The organism is Cryobacterium sp. TMT4-31 (assembly GCF_004403385.1).
GTDB lineage: Bacteria > Actinomycetota > Actinomycetes > Actinomycetales > Microbacteriaceae > Cryobacterium > Cryobacterium zongtaii.
This window is the reverse complement of the sequence record NZ_SOGI01000074.1, coordinates 176,900-194,477: the sequence shown is the minus strand read 5'-3', so window position 1 is coordinate 194,477 and position 17,578 is coordinate 176,900. Positions and strand designations below refer to the sequence as shown.

Here is a 17,578-nt window from a genome sequence, read left to right as displayed (position 1 = left end):
TCCACTCGGCATACTCGCCGAGTGGACCGCAAAGTGGGACTATGAGGTATGGACAACAACGACCTTGATCCCGTTCGCATTCTCAGCGAGGACGAGTGCTGGGAGTTGTTGCTGTCCTCAAGCTTCGGCCGTCTCGCCGCGGCTGTCGCGGATGACATCGAGATCTTTCCACTCAACTTCGTCATGGCCGACAAACGGCTTCTGTTCCGTACGGCCGAGGGAACCAAGCTTCTCGCCCTCACCGTGAACAACAAGGTGGCTCTTGAGACCGACGCCATCGGGCGCGGCGACGCGTGGAGCGTTGTCGTGAAGGGTCTCGCCCGAGTCCTCGACACCCAGGCCGAGATCGAAGCCGCCAACGCGCTCCCGCTCCGTCCGCTGGTGCCCACACTCAAGTACATCTGGGTTGAGATCACCCCGACCGAGCTGAGCGGGCGCCGGTTCGCCCTGGAACCGGAACCGGAGCGGTACTAGCCGTTAGTCGCTGGCCGCCGCCGGAGCGACCCGGCCCTCGCCAGAGAGTCCGATGAGCATCAACACCGCAGTGCCGTAGGCATCCGCCGCGGTGGCCGCCTCGAACACCTCGTCGACTCCGCGCACGTGCACGCTCACCCGGTACCGGTCGTCGCTGAGCCTGTGCAGGGAGCGAAACGTGCCGCGCAGGAGCGCCCGCATCTGGTCTTCCCTCGGCAGCCACAGGGCATCCTCGAGCGCGAGCGAATCCAGTGCCCACTCCGTCGTGCCGTTGAAACCGAGGATGGTGCCGGTGTCGAACTCGTGCGCCTCGATGGTCATCTCGCTGACAGTGAAGACCTCGGAGTCGAAGCCCGGTCGTTCGATGCGGAACGAGTCACCGGATACCGGATGCCAGGACAATCCGGCCTGCTGCAGGGCACGGGCACAGTCGATTGAGATCATGTCCCATTATCGGCGCGGGATACCGTTGAGCGCGAGGGCGTTTTTCGCACTCACACCAGGCCGTCAGGCACAGAAGAATGGCACGCGGGTGCGCCTGCGTGCCACATATTTCGGGGTGCCCCGGAGCGCCGTCAGCATTCTCCGGGGCCACCACTCACCCATCAGGCGGGTGCGGATCGAACGGTCTAGCTGACGCCGTTCAGGTCGATCACGAAGATCAGGGTCTTACCGGACAGCCGGTGACCGGATCCGGCCGGGCCGTAGGCCAGGTGCGGCGGCACGGTGAGCTTGCGACGGCCACCCACCTTCATTCCGGGGATACCCTGCTGCCAGCCGGCGATGAGGGAGCCCAGCGGGAAGTTGATCGTCTGGCCGCGGTTCCAGGACGAGTCGAATTCTTCGCCGGTGTCGTATTCGACGCCGAGGTAGTGCACGTCGACGGTGGCGCCGGCGGTGGCCTCGGCCCCGTCACCTACCACGATGTCGACGATGTCGAGCTGTTCGGGCGCGGGGCCCTCCGGGAAGTCGAGTTCGGGCTTGGAGTTCAAATCAGTCATGAGACCATCCAATCGGATTCCGGCTCCGGACGCACACCTGGAAATTACCCCTTGCGCGAACGCCGTGGCCAGGTGCAGTCTTAGTGCATAGAAACTCGCCGCACCGGGAGAGTTGTCGGCAGTGCCACACCACCGGGCGGCGAGTTTTCTCGTGGGGCCGTGAATCCGGGCGGCACGGTCAGCCGATGACCTGGGCGCGGTCGTCCATCAGCAGGCCCAGCAGCCGGGCCTCCTCGACCTGGTCGGGGGTGGTTCCCGGCTGTGCCGCTGCGCCGCTGCGACGGGAGGGGCGCAGCTGGGCGCTGACCAGTCGTTGCCGCACCGATGCCAGCCGGGTGGCATCCGTGATGAAGCGGTTCATCGCGAGGCGACGCGCCTGCGGCTGGCCGTGTGCCCATGCCCGTGCCTGGCGTCGGCCGCGGGGAGTGGCCAGCATCGCCACCTCGGCCGGGGTGAACCAGCCCACGGCGGCATAGTCGCTGAGCCGTTGCACCGTCAGCGCCTCCTCCTTGCGCCGCAGCATGACCACGACCAGGATCGCGCCGAGGAACATCGGCACCTGTACGAGGAAGTAGTAGCCCACCAGGGATGCGTCGTCGGTGAGTAGGAAGAACGCCCCGTTCCACACCGCGTGCAGCAGAACCGCAGCGGCCAGGCCGATGAACACGGCGCCGAGATAACTTGAACCGCTCGCACGCCGGGCGGCGAAGCCGATGGCCAGGCCGGTGCAGGCCGTGAACAGCACGTGCGCGAACGGGGAGATCACCCCGCGCAACAGGAAGGTCACGCCGAGGTCGGCGATCCCGCCGTCGAGCATCGCCACACCGAAGTACTGGATGTTCTCCGAGAACGCGAAGCCGGCGGCGATCATGGCCGCGTAGACGACTCCGTCGATCGGACCGTTGAACTGGCCGCGGATCACCCAGAACAGCAGCAGGATGCCGAATCCCTTCGCCGACTCCTCCACGAGCGGCGCCTGGATGACGGCGGCCGTGAAGTCGCCCGCCGGTCGGGCCACGCCGCTGGTCGCGACGACGATCTGCACACCGAGGTCGAACACCAGCGCCGTCACGATAGAGACGCCGGCGCCCCAGAGGAAGGCAAACCAGAGCGCCGGCCGGGGTTCCGGCTCCCATCGGTCGATCCAACGCACCGCCAGCACCACCAGGGTGAGCGGCACCAGCGCCAGCAGCAGACAGACCAGCACCGCGCCCGGACCGAGGAAGGTCGAGAGGTATACCAGGACCAGCAACAGCGCGAGCGCGGCGACCACGATGCCGATGCTCGCCCACACGACAGTGCTCAGGTTTGTGCGCCGCACCGGCGAACTCCACACCGGCGTCTGGATGGGGGTGTCCTGCTGGGGCACGGCGAGCGGTCGGCCGGTCGGGTCGAGGGTCATGCCCGCCAGTTTACGGGGACCGGACCGGTTCGAACCGGGCAGATTCCGCCCGAGCGATGACCCCGAACGGCGATGTCTGATTCCCGCTACCGGTCGTGCGGTGCGCGTGTCAGTCTTGGGGGGTGACACCAGCGCCCAGCTCCCCCGACGACCCGGTCTTCGCCGAACGATACCGGGCCATGTCCTCCCGCGACGCCCGCTTCGACGGCCAGTTCATCACCGGCGTGCACTCCACGGGCATCTACTGCCGACCGAGCTGCCCGGCCGTGACCCCCAAGCCCGGCAATGTGTCGTTCTACCTCACGGCTGCCGCGGCTCATGAGGCGGGACTGCGGGCGTGCAAACGCTGCCTGCCCGATGCCGTGCCGGGGTCGCCGGCGTGGAACATCCGTGACGACCTGGCCGCCAGGGCGATGCGGCTGATCGGCGACGGCACCGTTGAACGAGAGGGCGTGCCCGGGCTGGCAAACCGGCTCGGCTACACCCCGCGACACCTCACCAGGGTGCTGGTCGCCGAGGTCGGCGCCGGCCCTCTGGCGCTGGCTCGCGCCCACCGCGCGCAGACCGCTCGCGTGCTGCTCATGAGCACCGACCTGCCGGTCACCGACATCGCATTCGCCGCCGGTTTCGGCAGCGTGCGGCAGTTCAACGACACCATCGCCGCGGTGTACGAGCGCACACCGTCGGCCCTGCGGGCCGGCGCCCGGGTGCGGGCCGGCAGCCGCGACCGGGACACCGAAACCGGCACCGGCACCGGCACCGGCACCGGCACCGGCACGAGGATCAGCCTGCTGCTGCCCGCCCGTGCACCGTTCGACGGCACGGGCCTGCTCGGCTTCCTGGGTGTGCGGGCCATCGACGGTGTCGAACGGTCCACCTCCGCCGGGTACGAACGCACCCTACGGCTCCCGCACGGCTGGGCCACCCTGCAGCTGGCCGTCGCGGGCACCCTCGAGGCACCCGCGATCGCCTGCACCGCCCGGCTGAGCAGCCTCGCCGACCTCGCTCCTCTCGTGAGCCGGGTGCGCCGCCTGTGCGACCTCGACGCGGATGCTCAGGCCATCGATCGTGCCCTGGCCGACGACCCGGCCCTGGCCGGCTCCGTGCACGGTACCCCCGGCATCCGGGTGCCGGGCAGCCTCGACCCCGAGGAGACCCTGTTCCGGGCCCTGCTGGGCCAGCAGGTGTCTGTCGCCGCCGCCCGCACCGCCCTCGGCCGGCTCAGTGCGGCCCTCGGCGAGCCGGTGCCCGGCGCCACCGCCCCAGACACAGACACAGACACAGACACAGACACAGACACCGCTACCGCCACCGCCGCCCCACAGCTGCTCTTCCCCACAGCCGCCAGCATCGCCGAACATGGCCGCGAGGTGCTGCGCGGCCCTGCGGCCCGCATCGACACGATCATCCGCGTCGCCGCGGCGTTAGCTGCCGGCGACCTCGTGCTCGACGTCGGGGAAACCCGCGACGATCTGCAGGCCCGACTGACCGCCCTGCCCGGCATCGGACCGTGGACTGCCGGGTACGTGGCCATGCGGGTTCTCGGCAGCCCCGACATCCTGCTCACCAGCGACCTCGCCCTGCGCCAGGGCGCCGATCGGCTCGGCCTGCCCGCAACGGCCAGAGACCTCGCCGCCCACGGCAGCGTCTGGGCGCCATGGCGCAGTTACGCCGGCATGCACCTCTGGCGGGCGGCGGGAGCCCCACGACCGGCCGGGCAGGCAGTTCACGGCAAGAACGGTTCTGGCCGGTTACGCTGAAGAAGTGAAGTTTGCGCATCTCAGAGTTGAAGGCCAATCCACCCCCCGTCTAGCCATCGTGGTGGACGACGCGGCACTCTTCCTCGACGAGGTGATCGATGACGCCCCGCGCGACCTCCAGGACCTCCTCGAGAAGGGCGCCCCGGAATACGACAGGGTGCGGGCGCTCACCGCGAACGCGCTGACCCACGGTGCCAGCCTCACCCCCATCGACGATCTGCGGCACTCGTCTGCGGTGTTGCGCCCCCCGCAGATCATCGCGATCGGCGCCAACTACGCGGCCCACTCCTCCGAGCTCAAGCTGCGCAGCGAGACCGCCGCGACGGTGTTCTCGTTGTGGCCGAACTCGCTCACCGGCCACGAGTCGATCATCTCTTGGCCGAGCGATCTCACCGGCCAGGTCGACTACGAGGCCGAACTCGGCGTGATCATCGGCCGGCCCGCCCGCAACGTGTCGGTTCGCGACGCCCTCGACTACGTCTTCGGGTACACCGTCGTGAACGACATCACCGCCCGCGACCTGCAGTTTTCCGAGGCGCAGTGGTCCAGGTGCAAGTCGTTCGACGGGTTCACCCCCACCGGCCCGTTGGTGGTCACCGCAGACGAGATCGCCGACCCGCAGAACCTCTGGCTGACCACCCACGTCGACGGGCGCATCCTGCAGGACGCCTCCAGCGGCGACATGGTGCGCACGGTGGCCGAGATCATCGCCTACCTGTCGCTGACGTCCACGCTGCTACCCGGCACGCTGATCTCCACCGGCAGTCCCGGCGGCGCCGGCTACAGCCGCAAGCCGCAGGTGTTCCTCAAGGACGGCTCGACCGTCACCGTCTCCATCGACCGGATCGGGCTCCTCACGACCCACTGCCGTGAAATCTGAGCCTGGCCGGCCACCGGTCACCATCTCGGTCGTCATCCCGGTCTACAACGACGCCGACTTCCTGCGCACCTGTCTGCGCGCACTGTCTCAGCAGCGCCGGCCGGCCGACGAGATCATTGTGGTCGACAACGCCAGCACGGATGCGACGGCCGCAGTGGCCACCGCCGCCGGTGTGTGCCTGGTCCGCGAACCGCTGCGGGGAATCTGGCCGGCCACCGCGGCCGGCTACGACGCGGCCACCGGCGACGTGATCGCCCGGCTCGACTCCGACTCGGTGCCCCCGGTGGACTGGCTGGAGCGGATCGAGGCCCGATTCACGACCCATCCCGACACCGCCGTGTACACCGGTCCCGGCGACTTCTACAACTGCGGCCCCGTCACAGCCTGGTTGGGTGGCCGGGTCTACATCGGCGGCTACTTCCGCTGGATGGGGTTCTGGCTGGGCCACCCGCCGCTGTTCGGATCGAATTTCGCGATGCGCCGACAGGTCTGGGCCGCCAACCGCGACAGGGTTCGCCGCACCCGCAACGATGTGCACGACGACCTCGACTTCAGCATGCACCTGGGCCGCGACGAACCGGTCACTCTCGACCGCTCCCTCAGAGTAGCGATCTCCGCCCGCCCGTTCGAGACCCCGCGCGGGCTCGGCCGCCGGGTGGCGTGGGCCGGCCGCACTCTCTTCTCGGGCTGGCCGGACTACTCGCCCTGGCGCATCCGCCGGCGCGCGGCGAGTCGCCGCAAAAGACCGCTTCGCGCGCTCTGACAGGTCGTTTTGCGGCAACTCACAACCAGGAATCCCTGCCGTCAGCGACCGCTCGCGTAGAGAGCGAGCAGGTCGCGGGCCAGCTGGTGCGGGGTGGTCTCGCAGGGGCTGTGCCCGGCCGGGTAGACGCGCAGGTCCGCGCCGATCCGGTGGGCGAAGCTCCGGTGCTGCGCCACCTTCCACAGGTCGCGGTCGCCCACGGCGATGAGCTTGGGCACCCGGCTGCTGGCCAGTTCCCTGCGCACATCTGGGGTGTGCTTCATCAGAGCCATGATCTGGTCGAGGCTGGTGCGCCGGGTGTAACCGAACCGCCTGCGCGCCAGGTCGAGACGGCCGGGCCGGGTGTGGTTGCGGTTGGTGACGATGCCCCAGATCATCAGGGACGCGATGGTGTGCGCGGGCACCAGGCCGCTGATCGAGCCGAGCCAGCGCACGCCGCGAAAGGTCTGGCCGGGCCCCGGCGGCGTGGTCAGCAACACCAGCGAGGCGAACAGCTCCGGCCGCCGCGCCAGGGCCAGCTCGGCGACGAGGCCGGCGAACGAGTAGCCGAGCACGTGCACCGGGCTCTCCCCCGATTCCAGCACCGCGACCAGGTCGGCAACGAAGAGGTCGTAATCGAAACGCCGGCCCTGCACCGGCCCGGCCGCCGCGGACTCGTACTGGCCGGCGAGGTCGAAGCTCTCCACCCTGTAGCCGGCGTCGGCGATCAGCGGCGCGAGCAGCACGAAGTCCTCCTTCGACCCGGTGGCCCCCGGCACGAGAAGGACCCGCGGGTCGCCCCGCCGGCCCAGCCCGATGGCGGCCAGCCGGCCGCTGGGCGCGTGGAACCTGAACCGCTCGGTGCCCGGCGGCAGGATCGTCCAGTCGAGGTCGGGCAGGGCGGCGTCGAGCATCGCGAGTCGATCGGGCCGGATCGGCTCGTTCCTGTGGAGCGGTTGCCTCACACGCAGGGACACGGCACCAGAGTAGCGCCGCCCGCCATTCCTCGGCGGGCCTACTCGATGATGGGGATCGAGGAAGTTCCGGTGTCGGGCCGCATCCCGGACAACCGGGCCGGTTCGAGCTCGCGCATCACGTCTTCCCTGGTCATCAGGTTGGCCTCGACCACCAGGTCGGACACGTTGCGCCCGGTGAGCAGCGCCGTCTGAGCGAGCGCCGCGGCGGCCGCGTAGCCGATGTGCGGGATGAGCGCGGTGATCACGCCGACACTCGAGCCGACCATAGCGGCGAGCCGGTCCTCGTTGGCGGTTATGCCGTCGATACAGTTCACCCGCAGGGTCCACATCGCCTGGGTCATCCAGGTGAGGCTCTGGAACAGGTAGTGAGCGATGACGGGTTCGAAGGCGTTGAGCTGCAGCTGCCCGCCCTCTGCGGCCATCGTCACCGTCACATCCGCCCCGGCGACGGCGAAGGCAACCTGGTTGACGACCTCGGGGATGACCGGGTTGACCTTGCCGGGCATGATGCTCGAACCGGCCTGGCGGGGCGGCAGGTTGATCTCGCCGAACCCGGCCTGCGGGCCGGAGGAGAGCAGCCGCAGGTCGTTGCAGATCTTGGAGAGCTTGATGGCGCTGCGCTTGAGGTTGCCGCTGAACGACATGAAGCTGCCGGCATCGCTGGTCGACTCGATCAGGTCCGGCGCCGCCTCCAGCTTGAGCCCGGTGATCAGATTGAGGTGGCGGATGGCCGCGGCCGCGTACCCGGGATCGGCCGTGATGCCGGTGCCGATCGCGGTGGCGCCCAGGTTGACCTCGGCGAGAAGCCAGATCGTCTCGGTGAGCCTGTCGTAGTCCTCGCCGAGGGTGGTGGCGAAGCCGTGGAACTCCTGGCCGAGGGTCATCGGCACCGCGTCCTGCATCTGGGTGCGCCCCACCTTGAGGATCTGCTCGAACTCCTCGGCCTTGACCGAGAAGGAGCCCTGCAGCGCTTTCAGTTCGCGGAGCAGGTGCTTGAGGAAGAACGCCAGGGCGATCTTGATCGCGGTGGGATAGGTGTCGTTGGTGGACTGGCTGCGGTTGACGTGGTCGATCGGGCTGAGAATGTCGTAGCGGCCGCGCCCATAGCCCGCGTTTTCCAGCGCGAGGTTGCAGATGACCTCGTTGGCGTTCATGTTGGTGGAGGTGCCGGCGCCGCCCTGCATGACTCCCACCACGAACTGGTCGTGGTGCTTGCCCTCGATGATCTCCTGGCAGGCGGCGTCGATCCAGTCGGCCCGCTTTTGGGAGAGCGCGCCCACCTCGGCGTTCGCGCGGGCGCAGGCCTGCTTCACCGAGGCGAGGGCCACGACGAAGTCGGGGTAGACCGAGATCGGACGCTTGGCGATGGGAAAGTTCTCCAGCGCCCGCTTGGTGTGCACACCCCAGTAGGCGTCCGCGGGGACCTCGACGCGGCCGAGCGAATCGCGCTCGATGCGGAAGCCGGGGGTGACGGCGGGGATGTCGGCGCTGAGATCCTGGGTGCTGGTCGTGTCTTCTATGGTCAATTCGGCGTTCGTCGTTTCGGTTCTTGCGGACATGCTGCTGGTGGGGTGCACGTGGGCTCCATTGCCTTCGGTGAAGAGCTTGTGGCTCATGACCGACCCACTCTATCGCGAGGCCCCGGCCCGGCACCGGAGCCGCACGTTTCGCCTGCGTTACGCAGGGAACCGTCGTCTCCGGGCAGGGTCTGTGCAAGAAAACGCAGGTGCGACTCCACAAGTTACGTGGCGGCGGGCTCCTCGGGGAGGACGTCGTGTTCGATGGCCTCGTAGCCTTCAGCGGAGCTACGCGGCTTACTGGAGTAGCGCATCCCTCGCACGGCGCACGCACCAGAAGCCAGTTGAGGCCCCCTGGAACGCATCCAGGAGGCCTCAAATGTCATGTCACAGCCGGCCAGTCGCGGTGGCGGGCGCGCGCATCCGTTAGACGCCGAACAGGACCTCGACGGGACCGCGCACGAAGAAGACCAGGAAGCCGACCGCGACGACCCAGAGCAGCGGGCTGATCTCACGCGCCTTGCCGGAGAGCGAGCGCACGATGACCCAGCTGATGAAGCCGGCGCCGATGCCGTTGGCGATCGAGTAACTCAGCGGCATCACGATGATGGTGAGGAACACCGGCAGCACGATGGAGAAGTCGCTGAAGTCGATAAACCGGATCTGCGACACCATCATGGCACCCACGATCACGAGGGCCGCTGCGGCCACCTCGAGCGGAACGATCTGGGTGAGCGGGGTGAAGAACATTGCGGCCAGGAACAAGAGCCCGGTGACGACGTTCGCGAAGCCCGTTCGGGCACCCTCACCGATTCCGGCGCCGGACTCGATGAAGACAGTGTTCGACGAGGAGGAGGTGGCGCCACCGACGACGGCACCGACGCCCTCGACGATCAGCGCCGACTTGAGCCGGGGGAAGTTGCCGTCCTTGTCGGCGACACCGGCCTCGTTGGAGAGCCCGGTCATGGTGCCCATGGCGTCGAAGAAGTTCGTGAAGACCAGCGTGAAGACCAGCATCACTGCCGCAAGAACACCGATGCGCTCGAACGCGCCGAAGCTCACCTCGCCCACGAGGGACAGGTCGGGCAGTGCGACGAAGCTGGTCGGCAGCACCGGGGCGTTGAGGTTCCAACCGGCCGGGTTGGTGCCGAGCGAAGGACCTACCTTGAAGATGGCCTCCAGGATCACGGCGAGCACCGTGGTGCCGACGATACCGATGAGCAGGGCCCCCTTCACCTTGCGGGCCACAAGCACACCGATCAGCAAAAGCCCGATCACGAACACCGCGGTGGGCAGGCTGGCGACCGAACCGGACTCGCCCAGCTGCACGGGCGGGGAGGCGACGCCGCTGGAGCGAACAAAACCGGAGTCGACCAGGCCGATGAACGCGATGAAGAGGCCGATCCCCACGGTGATGGCGATCTTGAGCTGACGGGGCACGGCGGTGAAGATCATTTCGCGCAGGCCCGTGGATGCCAGCAGCACGATGATGAGGCCGTTGATGACGACCAGGCCCATGGCCTCCGGCCAGGTGACCTGGCCCACGACGCTCACGGCCAGGAACGAGTTGATACCGAGCCCGGCTGCGAAACCGAACGGCAGTCGGGCGATGACACCGAACAGGATGGTCATCACCCCGGCCGTGAGCGCGGTCACCGCGGCGACCTGGCCGTTGGGCAGCCAGTTGCCGGCGACATCCACCGCGGCCTGGTCGGCACTGAAGCCGCCGAGGATCAGCGGGTTGAGGATGACGATGTAGGCCATCGTGACGAAGGTGACCAGGCCGCCACGCACCTCGCGGCTCCAGGTGGAGCCGCGGCGAGTGACCTCGAAATACCGGTCGAGCACGGACTTGGTACCGCGCCCCGTGGGCTCGGATGGACCGGACGCCAATGGGGTTCCGGTCGAGGTGCCTGTCGTGGCGGTTGGGGCTGCTGCGGTGGACTCGTGCTCTGATGCGGAAATGATGCTCTCCCGGTCGGTGTGCGGCGGCGTGCCAAACGCCTTATTCTACGACGCGTCCCGCGGCCGTGATAATCGGCCCAACCTGGCTGGCTAAACGTGCGGCACGAATTTGCCCCAGGCGACCCGCCGTTCGGCCTGCGGATCGGCCTCGATCCGGTCGCGGCTGTCGATGACCAGCGTCAACCTGTCCGCCTCGGTATATGGCGGCCAGGCGGCATCCGGAACGCCCGTGCCGGCAAAACCCAGCCACCAACCCTGCATGCGCGCACCGATGGCCTTGAACTCCCGCCGGCCGCCGAGCACCGTCATGCCCCGGCCGAACCAGCCGTCCAGTCTGTCGAAGAGCGGGAACAGTTCGAGGCCGTGCGTGGCATCCAGGCCCATCCGACGCAGTAGCCGGGGCGCGGCGTCGAACCTGTAGAAGTACACCGGGGCGTATCTGGAGTGCCGCTCGCCCACCTTCACGCTCGGATACCAGAACGAGTAGTCGCCGCCGAAGTCGAGCGCGGCCCGCGCCGCGGGGATGCCCGGGTACTGCGCTTTGAGGGCCTTCTTGGCCTTCTTCTTGGTGTTGGCGAAGACCGCCCGCATGCGCGGCGGCGTTGACGCGAGAATGTCGATGCGGCCGCTGAACAGCGAACCCTCGCGCTGGTTGGTGCCGATGAGCAGCGGGATGCGGTGCGCCCGGCCGTCGCGGAACGCGTCCAGCGGCCGTTCGGGCAAGAAATCACCGTCGATGACCGGGCAGAGCGGGATGGTGCCTGGGTACTGGTCGGGCGAGCGCACGGTGAGGGTGGTGGTGGCCTGGGCGAGGCGGGCGGGGTCGGCGTCCAGCAGCAGACGAACGGCCTCGGCGTCGGTCAGGCCCGAAATCACCGGCGGTTCGGCCTGGTGCCCTGCGCCGGCGGTCGGCGATGCCGGGGCAGCGGGGGCCTGCTCGGCGAGGATGCGCACGAATGTCGCCGCCCACTCGGCGGTCAGCGCCGGCGGGTACACGGCGTTCGGCGGGGCGCTCTGGGCGATGGCCCGCTGGAACAGCCCCGCGGCCGCCGGCACGGTCATCAGGGTGGTCACCGCGTTGCCGCCGGCCGATTCGCCGAACAGGGTCACCGCATCCGGGTCGCCGCCGAACGCACGGATGTTGGCGCGCACCCAGGCAAGCGCCGCGACCTGGTCGCGGAGACCCAGGTTGCTCTCGAACGGCCGCTCGGGCGTGGAGTAGCGACTGAAGTCGAGGTAGCCGAGCGCGCCCAGCCTGTAGTTCATGCTCACGTACAGGATCCCGGCGCGGCGGACCAGTCCCTCACCCTGGCGGGGATTCTCGCGCGACGACCCGACGCTGTACGCGCCGCCGTGCACGAACACCATTACGGGGCGAAGCGCCCCGTCGTCGATCGGCGCATCCGGGGCGATCACGTTGAGGGCCAGGCAATCTTCGCTCTGCGGGATGCGCGGGTGCGCGCCGAGGAACTGGCCCTTATGGCTCTGGGTGGCGACCGGTCCGAACTCCGTCGCGTCGCGCACGCCCGGCCAGGGCGGAGCCGCGGCGGGGGCGCGGAAACGCAGTGGGCCCACCGGAGCAGCCGCATAGGGGATGCCTCGCCACGCGCGGATTCCGCGCTCGCTGACGCCGCGCACCAGCCCGCCGGACACCCGGATCTCGAGGGGATCGAGAGCGCGCGCGCCGGTATGCGAAGTCATGGGGTGATCCTAATCCGGTCCGCTGACCCCGGGGCAAACTCGGTGGTGCGGCTGGCGGAGCACTACGCTCAGCTAGGGCTGCGCGAGGTATGCGTGCGGCCGGATCCCAGAGAAACGAGACACCAATGGCACTGCCCTGGACCCTGCACGGCGACGGTAAGACCGTCGGCCCGACCGACGTCGTGGCCCCCGGCGAACGCCTGAATTGGCCGATTACGATCGGCATCGGAGCCCAGCACGTGGTCGCGATGTTCGGCGCGACCTTCCTGGTCCCGTTGATCACCGGTTTCCCGCCGAGCACCACCATCCTCTTCTCCGGCATCGGCACGATCCTGTTCCTGCTGATCACGCGCAACAAACTGCCGTCCTACCTCGGGTCGTCGTTCGCGTTCATCGCCCCGATCACCGCCGCCGTCGCTACCGCGGGCATGGGCAGCGCGCTGTTCGGCATCCTGGCCGTCGGAGTGCTGCTGGCACTGGTCGGCGCCATCGTGCAGTTCACCGGGGCCGGCTGGATCGACGCCCTGATGCCGCCGGTCGTGTCCGGTGCGATCGTCGCGCTGATCGGCTTCAACCTGGCACCGGTGGCGAAGGCCAACTTCACCCTCGCGCCGCTCACCGCGCTGATAACCCTCGCCGCCGTCATCCTCTCAACGGTGCTGTTCCGCGGCATCCTCGGCCGTCTGTCGATCTTCCTGGGCGTCATCGTCGGTTACATCGCCGCGGTCATCCAGGGCGAGGTCGACTTCAGCGCCGTCGGTGACGCCGCCTGGGTCGGCCTGCCGCCGCTGACCCTGCCGACGAACCCGTTCGAGAACCCCGCGGTGTGGGCGATCCTGCCGGCGTTCCTCCCCGTGGTGCTGGTGCTGATCGCCGAGAACGTGGGCCACATCCGCGGTGTCGCGCAGATGACCGACAGCTCGGTCAACAAGCTCACCGGCCGTGCCCTGCTCGCCGACGGCCTCGCCACGGTTCTGGCCGGTTTCGGCGGCGGCTCCGGCACCACCACCTACGGCGAGAACATCGGCGTGATGGCCGCCACCCGGATCTACTCGACGGCCGCGTACTGGGTGGCCGGCATCACCGCGGTGCTGCTGGGCCTCTCCCCCAAGATCGGCGCCGTCATCAGCACCATCCCGGCGGGCGTGCTCGGCGGCGTCACGACGGCCTTGTACGGGCTCATCGGCATCATCGGCGTGAAGATCTGGCTCGACAACAAAGTGGACTTCAGCAAGCCGGTCAACCAGTTCACCGCCGCCACCGCCCTGATCATCGGCATCGCCGACTACACCTTCAGCGCCGGCACCCTCACGTTCAACGGCATCGCGCTGGGCACCGTGGCCGCCATCGTGATCTACCACCTGATGACCTGGGTGGCCCGGGTGCGCCGCACGGCGTAGCCCCCCGCCGGCCCGCGAACTGTGAGCCAAGCACCTTCCCGAGCGGTTTTTCGGGGCTTTTCTCTCGGTTCGCGGGGCTGGTCGCTACTGGTGCAGCGCGGGGACGATCAGGTAGACGCCGTAGAGCACGATCAGGCCGCACAGCCCGAAGCAGAGGTAGCCTGCGTACTGAGCGACCGACTTCTGGATGTCGGTGAGCGGGTTGGCCTTGAGGGCCTTACGGGCGCGTTTGGCGTCCTTCGCGGCCCGCGCCGGGCTGAGCACGGTGATCGCGCCGGTGAACTCGGCGGGTTCCACCGTCGGGATGCGCCCGGCCGTGGTGAGCAGGCGCAGGCCCAGCGAGTAGAGCGAGACGACGACGGCCGAGGACACCAGCGCGGCTGCCGCGACAACGAGGAAAGCGGCCCAGTCGATCACAGTGCAACCTTCTGTCGGTCCTTGCGGGACGGTTTGCGGGGCGTTTTCCTGATCTTCACGACGTGGCCCGCGTCATCGATGTCGTGCAGGTTGTCGTGTGAGATCCTGTCGCGCTTGGACCACTGGAAGAGCACGTAGACCACGGCCGTGCCGATGACGACGTCGAGCACGATGCCGATCGGGCCGAGCAGGGCCAGACCTGCGGCGAACGCGCCCATGATGGCGGAAGCCGGCAGGGTGAGCAGCCAACCCAGCGCGATCTGGCCGGCCATGCCCCAACGCACCGTGGAGCCGCGTCGGCCCAGGCCGGAGCCGATGACCGACCCGGAGGCGACCTGGGTGGTGGAGAGAGCGAAGCCGAGGTGGCTGGACGCGAGGATGGTCGCGGCGGTGCTGGTCTCGGCAGCGAAGCCCTGGGCGGGCTTGATCTCGGTGAGCCCACGGCCCATGGTGAGAATGATGCGCCAGCCGCCGGTGTAGGTACCGATCGCGATCGCGAGGGCGCAGCACGCCACCACCCAGAACTGCGGTCCCGAACCCACGGCCTGGTAACCACCGGCGATGAGGGTCAGGGTGATGACGCCCATGGTCTTCTGCGCGTCGTTGGTGCCGTGCGAGAGGGCCACCAGCGACGAGGAGAAGATCTGCGCGTAGCGGAAGCCGCCGCGGCCATCAGGCTTGCCGGCGTCGCGGCGGGTGATGGCGTAGGCCAGGCGGGTGGCGAGGTACGCGACGATGCCGACGGTGATCGGAGCGATCAGCGCGGGCAGGATCACCTTGGCCAGGACGACGTCGAAGGCCACGGCCTGCGCCCCCACCCCGATGATGGTGGCGCCGATGAGGCCGCCGAACAGGGCGTGGCTGGAACTGGACGGCAGGCCGCGCAGCCAGGTGATCAGGTTCCAGACGATCGCGCCGATCAGTCCGGCGAAGATCATTTCCGGGCTGATCTGGATTCCTCCGTCACCCTCCTTGATGATGCCGCCGGACACCGTCTTGGCGACCTCGGTGGACAGGAACGCTCCGACGAGGTTGAGAACTGCCGCGACACCGACCGCGACCTTGGGCTTCATGGCCCCGGTTGCGATCGGGGTGGCCATGGCGTTGGCCGTGTCGTGGAATCCGTTGGTGAAGTCGAAGATGAGTGCCAGTGCGATGACCAGCGCGACGATAAGGGTGAAATCCACCGGCGTCTTTCCTTGTATTACCCGAACCGTGGTCGGGTACATACATAACCGGCACGCAAGAGAGATGGCTGGCTCGAAACCGGGCCTCGTTGATCCTGACAGCCTGAGGCGGGCAGGTCAATTCAGGGTGCGTTCATTCGTCGTTCACCCGGAATTGAGGTGGCAGGACGTCAGTCGCGGGCCACGACGGTGGCGAGGTCCGCACCGAAGGTGAACGTGGCCTCGACCCGCTGTCCGGCCAGCACACCGGGCAGCCAGTGCCTGGCGTCATCCCACATCTCGTCGACGGGTAGCAGGGCGATCGTGAACCATTCAGGGTTCAGCTCGTCGGATTCGCGCGGAATTCCGCTGAACCGGTCGGTGACGAAGACGTTCGACCGCTGGCTCCAGGCGGGTTTGTGCGGGAACAGGTAGGTGAGCACCCCCATCGGGGTGAGCGCGTCGGCTCCCACGGTCAGGCCCGACTCCTCCTCGATCTCCCGCACCGCGGCATCCAGGGCGGATTCACCGGGTTCGAGCTTGCCGCCGAGCCCGACGATGTTGCCCAGACCCAGGCCCTTCTTCTTGCGGCCGAGCAGAACCTGGGGCTCGCCGGTCTCGGAGAGGCGGGTGAGGTAGCACACGCACACCTGGGGCAGTTCGGTCATGGTGTCATCGTAGCGAGCGCCCCGCGGGGCTCCAGAATCCTCGGTTACGCTGTACCCATGGATTTTGTGCCTGAGACCGGAACTATCACGATGTTCACCACGACCTGGTGCGGCTACTGCTCGCGCCTGAAGAGTCAGCTCGACAAGGTCGGCATCGGCTACACCGAGGTGAACGTCGAAGAGGTCGACGGCACGTCAGAGCTCGTCATGAGCCTCAACGGCGGCAACCGCACCGTGCCGACAGTGCTGTTCCCGGATGGCTCGGCCGCGACGAACCCGTCGCTCGCGCAGGTGCAGGCCAAGCTCGCACCCGCCGCCTGACTTGTCGTCAGACAGAAACTGCCCGGCCGACCTGAGTCGTCCGGGCAGTTCTGTCATGAGTACGGGTTTAGCCGAAGAGCACGGCCGCTTCGTCGTAACGCTCCTGGGTGACCCGGTTGAGGTCCATGGTGGCGTCGGCGATGCTGACGTTACGGATGTCGGTGCCCTTGAGGGAAACCATCGAACCCCACTTGCCCTCGATGACGGCGTCGACCGCTGACATGCCGAGGCGGGTGGCCAGCACCCGGTCGTAGGCCGACGGGGCGCCACCACGCTGGGTGTGGCCGAGTACGGTCGCCCGTGCTTCGATGCCGGTGCGTTCTTCGATCATCGGGGCAATGAGCTCGCTGATGCCGCCGAGGCGCGGACGGTTGAACGCGTCCAGGCCCTTGTGCGAGTGCGCCTCGCCCATTTCGGCGAGCAGGAATCCTTCGGAAACCACGAGGACCGGCGCGCGGCCGCGGTCGCGGACGCTCTCGACCCACTCGCAGATCTGCTCGATGGTCTGCGGCTGCTCGGGGATGAGGATGGCGTGTGCTCCGCCGGCCATGCCGGAGTGCAGGGCGATCCAGCCCACGTGGCGGCCCATGACCTCGACGACCATGCAGCGGCCGTGGGAGTCAGCGGTGGTGCGGAGACGGTCGATGGCTTCGGTGGCGATCTCGACGGCGGTGTTGAAGCCGAAGGAGTAGTCGGTGGCGGCGAGGTCGTTGTCGATGGTCTTGGGCACGCCGACGATCTTGATACCGGCATCCGTGAGGCGGCGGGCAGCCGTGAGGGTGCCCTCCCCGCCGATGGCGATGATGGCGTCGATACCCTCGGCGTCCATAGTCTTCTGGATGTTTTCCGGACCCGCGTTCTCGCCCTCGTAAGGGTTGGTGCGCGAGCTACCCAGGATGGTGCCGCCCTGGCGGGACAGGCCACGAACGCTGTGCCGGTCGAGCTTCATGAACTCGCCCTGTACCAGCCCGCGCCAGCCGTTGCGGATGCCCACGAACTCCGAGTCGTATGCGCGTCCCCCCTTGAGGACGGCACCCCGAATCACTGCGTTGAGGCCCGGGCAGTCTCCGCCGCTGGTGAGGATACCGATCTTCATTTCTTGGCTACTCCTTATTACATGCATGTGTGTTTCGGCGGATCGCCCGTCCACCATCATGGCGGCGAGCATTGGCCTGGATCAAGTCAAC

The 17,578-nt window shown here is 68.2% G+C and carries 17 protein-coding genes; 6 read left to right on the top strand and 11 right to left on the bottom strand.

Features of this window, described 5'->3' with window-relative positions:
• The first annotated feature begins 48 nt into the window (after positions 1-48).
• On the top strand, positions 49-474 hold the full coding sequence (locus E3T19_RS18560; protein ID WP_088455663.1) for a pyridoxamine 5'-phosphate oxidase family protein: 426 nt from the start codon (positions 49-51) through the stop codon (positions 472-474).
• A gap of 3 nt (positions 475-477) precedes the next feature.
• Here the strand turns inward: E3T19_RS18560 and E3T19_RS18555 are convergent, their stop codons facing one another.
• The 3 genes from E3T19_RS18555 to E3T19_RS18545 form a co-directional block, all read right to left on the bottom strand.
• Entirely contained in the window at positions 478-918 is a 441-nt protein-coding gene (locus E3T19_RS18555) for a hypothetical protein (RefSeq protein ID WP_088455662.1), read from the bottom strand.
• Between the two features lie 185 nt (positions 919-1,103).
• A complete protein-coding gene (locus tag E3T19_RS18550) occupies positions 1,104-1,475 on the bottom strand; it encodes an FKBP-type peptidyl-prolyl cis-trans isomerase (protein WP_088455661.1) in 372 nt (123 codons plus the stop codon).
• Between the two features lie 178 nt (positions 1,476-1,653).
• The gene (locus E3T19_RS18545; RefSeq protein ID WP_088455660.1) at positions 1,654-2,877 is read right to left on the bottom strand and encodes a PrsW family intramembrane metalloprotease; all 1,224 of its coding nucleotides are present in this window, start codon (positions 2,875-2,877) and stop codon (positions 1,654-1,656) included.
• 179 nt (positions 2,878-3,056) lie between these two features.
• On the opposite strand from E3T19_RS18545, the gene E3T19_RS18540 reads away from it, so the two are divergent.
• The 3 genes from E3T19_RS18540 to E3T19_RS18530 are packed head-to-tail and all read left to right on the top strand — an operon-like array spanning position 3,057 to position 6,280.
• Positions 3,057-4,637 (top strand): DNA-3-methyladenine glycosylase 2 family protein, encoded by a 1,581-nt coding sequence (locus E3T19_RS18540; RefSeq protein ID WP_134409575.1) that lies wholly within the window; start codon positions 3,057-3,059, stop codon positions 4,635-4,637.
• Positions 4,638-4,641: 4 nt separating this feature from the next.
• Positions 4,642-5,517, top strand: coding sequence for a fumarylacetoacetate hydrolase family protein (locus E3T19_RS18535; RefSeq protein ID WP_088455658.1), 876 nt, complete (start codon positions 4,642-4,644; stop codon positions 5,515-5,517).
• On the top strand, positions 5,507-6,280 hold the full coding sequence (locus E3T19_RS18530; RefSeq protein ID WP_088455657.1) for a glycosyltransferase family 2 protein: 774 nt from the start codon (positions 5,507-5,509) through the stop codon (positions 6,278-6,280). Before E3T19_RS18535 ends, E3T19_RS18530 begins: the two co-directional genes overlap by 11 nt.
• A 41-nt stretch (positions 6,281-6,321) precedes the next feature.
• Here the strand turns inward: E3T19_RS18530 and E3T19_RS18525 are convergent, their stop codons facing one another.
• From E3T19_RS18525 to E3T19_RS18510, 4 genes are all read right to left on the bottom strand, one after another.
• The gene (locus E3T19_RS18525; protein ID WP_134409542.1) at positions 6,322-7,173 is read right to left on the bottom strand and encodes an alpha/beta fold hydrolase; all 852 of its coding nucleotides are present in this window, start codon (positions 7,171-7,173) and stop codon (positions 6,322-6,324) included.
• A gap of 101 nt (positions 7,174-7,274) precedes the next feature.
• Entirely contained in the window at positions 7,275-8,852 is a 1,578-nt protein-coding gene (locus E3T19_RS18520) for an aspartate ammonia-lyase (RefSeq protein WP_241980348.1), read from the bottom strand.
• A gap of 327 nt (positions 8,853-9,179) precedes the next feature.
• Positions 9,180-10,646: an NCS2 family permease gene (locus E3T19_RS18515; RefSeq protein WP_240632418.1), complete on the bottom strand. Its 1,467-nt coding sequence runs from the start codon at positions 10,644-10,646 to the stop codon at positions 9,180-9,182.
• A 162-nt stretch (positions 10,647-10,808) separates the two neighbouring features.
• Positions 10,809-12,419, bottom strand: coding sequence for a carboxylesterase/lipase family protein (locus E3T19_RS18510; RefSeq protein WP_134409541.1), 1,611 nt, complete (start codon positions 12,417-12,419; stop codon positions 10,809-10,811).
• 125 nt (positions 12,420-12,544) lie between these two features.
• Here E3T19_RS18510 and E3T19_RS18505 point away from each other — a divergent pair, with 125 nt between their 5' ends.
• Positions 12,545-13,819: a uracil-xanthine permease family protein gene (locus E3T19_RS18505; RefSeq protein WP_088455653.1), complete on the top strand. Its 1,275-nt coding sequence runs from the start codon at positions 12,545-12,547 to the stop codon at positions 13,817-13,819.
• Between the two features lie 84 nt (positions 13,820-13,903).
• Here the strand turns inward: E3T19_RS18505 and E3T19_RS18500 are convergent, their stop codons facing one another.
• The 3 genes from E3T19_RS18500 to E3T19_RS18490 form a co-directional block, all read right to left on the bottom strand.
• Positions 13,904-14,236, bottom strand: a complete 333-nt coding sequence (locus E3T19_RS18500) for a peptidase (protein ID WP_088455652.1) — start codon at positions 14,234-14,236, stop codon at positions 13,904-13,906.
• On the bottom strand, positions 14,233-15,423 hold the full coding sequence (locus E3T19_RS18495) for an inorganic phosphate transporter (RefSeq protein ID WP_088455651.1): 1,191 nt from the start codon (positions 15,421-15,423) through the stop codon (positions 14,233-14,235). The genes E3T19_RS18500 and E3T19_RS18495 overlap by 4 nt, the downstream gene beginning before the upstream one ends.
• Before the next feature lie 170 nt (positions 15,424-15,593).
• Positions 15,594-16,070, bottom strand: coding sequence for an 8-oxo-dGTP diphosphatase (locus E3T19_RS18490; protein WP_134409540.1), 477 nt, complete (start codon positions 16,068-16,070; stop codon positions 15,594-15,596).
• 57 nt (positions 16,071-16,127) lie between these two features.
• Between E3T19_RS18490 and E3T19_RS18485 the strand changes: the two genes are divergently transcribed.
• Positions 16,128-16,391, top strand: a complete 264-nt coding sequence (locus tag E3T19_RS18485; RefSeq protein WP_088455649.1) for a mycoredoxin — start codon at positions 16,128-16,130, stop codon at positions 16,389-16,391.
• A gap of 67 nt (positions 16,392-16,458) precedes the next feature.
• Here the strand turns inward: E3T19_RS18485 and E3T19_RS18480 are convergent, their stop codons facing one another.
• Complete coding sequence (locus tag E3T19_RS18480) at positions 16,459-17,487, bottom strand: 6-phosphofructokinase (protein WP_088455648.1); 1,029 nt, start codon at positions 17,485-17,487, stop codon at positions 16,459-16,461.
• Between the last annotated feature and the right edge of the window lie 91 nt (positions 17,488-17,578).

Coding starts and splice junctions, on each gene's coding strand:
- E3T19_RS18545 (WP_088455660.1), bottom strand. CDS start 2,877: ATGACCCTCGACCCGACCGGCCGACCGCTCGCCGTGCCCCAGCAGGAC.
- E3T19_RS18550 (WP_088455661.1), bottom strand. CDS start 1,475: ATGACTGATTTGAACTCCAAGCCCGAACTCGACTTCCCGGAGGGCCCC.
- E3T19_RS18480 (WP_088455648.1), bottom strand. CDS start 17,487: ATGAAGATCGGTATCCTCACCAGCGGCGGAGACTGCCCGGGCCTCAAC.
- E3T19_RS18540 (WP_134409575.1), top strand. CDS start 3,057: ATGTCCTCCCGCGACGCCCGCTTCGACGGCCAGTTCATCACCGGCGTG.
- E3T19_RS18520 (WP_241980348.1), bottom strand. CDS start 8,852: ATGAGCCACAAGCTCTTCACCGAAGGCAATGGAGCCCACGTGCACCCC.
- E3T19_RS18525 (WP_134409542.1), bottom strand. CDS start 7,173: ATGCTCGACGCCGCCCTGCCCGACCTCGACTGGACGATCCTGCCGCCG.
- E3T19_RS18505 (WP_088455653.1), top strand. CDS start 12,545: ATGGCACTGCCCTGGACCCTGCACGGCGACGGTAAGACCGTCGGCCCG.
- E3T19_RS18485 (WP_088455649.1), top strand. CDS start 16,128: ATGGATTTTGTGCCTGAGACCGGAACTATCACGATGTTCACCACGACC.
- E3T19_RS18555 (WP_088455662.1), bottom strand. CDS start 918: ATGATCTCAATCGACTGTGCCCGTGCCCTGCAGCAGGCCGGATTGTCC.
- E3T19_RS18560 (WP_088455663.1), top strand. CDS start 49: ATGGACAACAACGACCTTGATCCCGTTCGCATTCTCAGCGAGGACGAG.
- E3T19_RS18510 (WP_134409541.1), bottom strand. CDS start 12,419: ATGACTTCGCATACCGGCGCGCGCGCTCTCGATCCCCTCGAGATCCGG.
- E3T19_RS18490 (WP_134409540.1), bottom strand. CDS start 16,070: ATGACCGAACTGCCCCAGGTGTGCGTGTGCTACCTCACCCGCCTCTCC.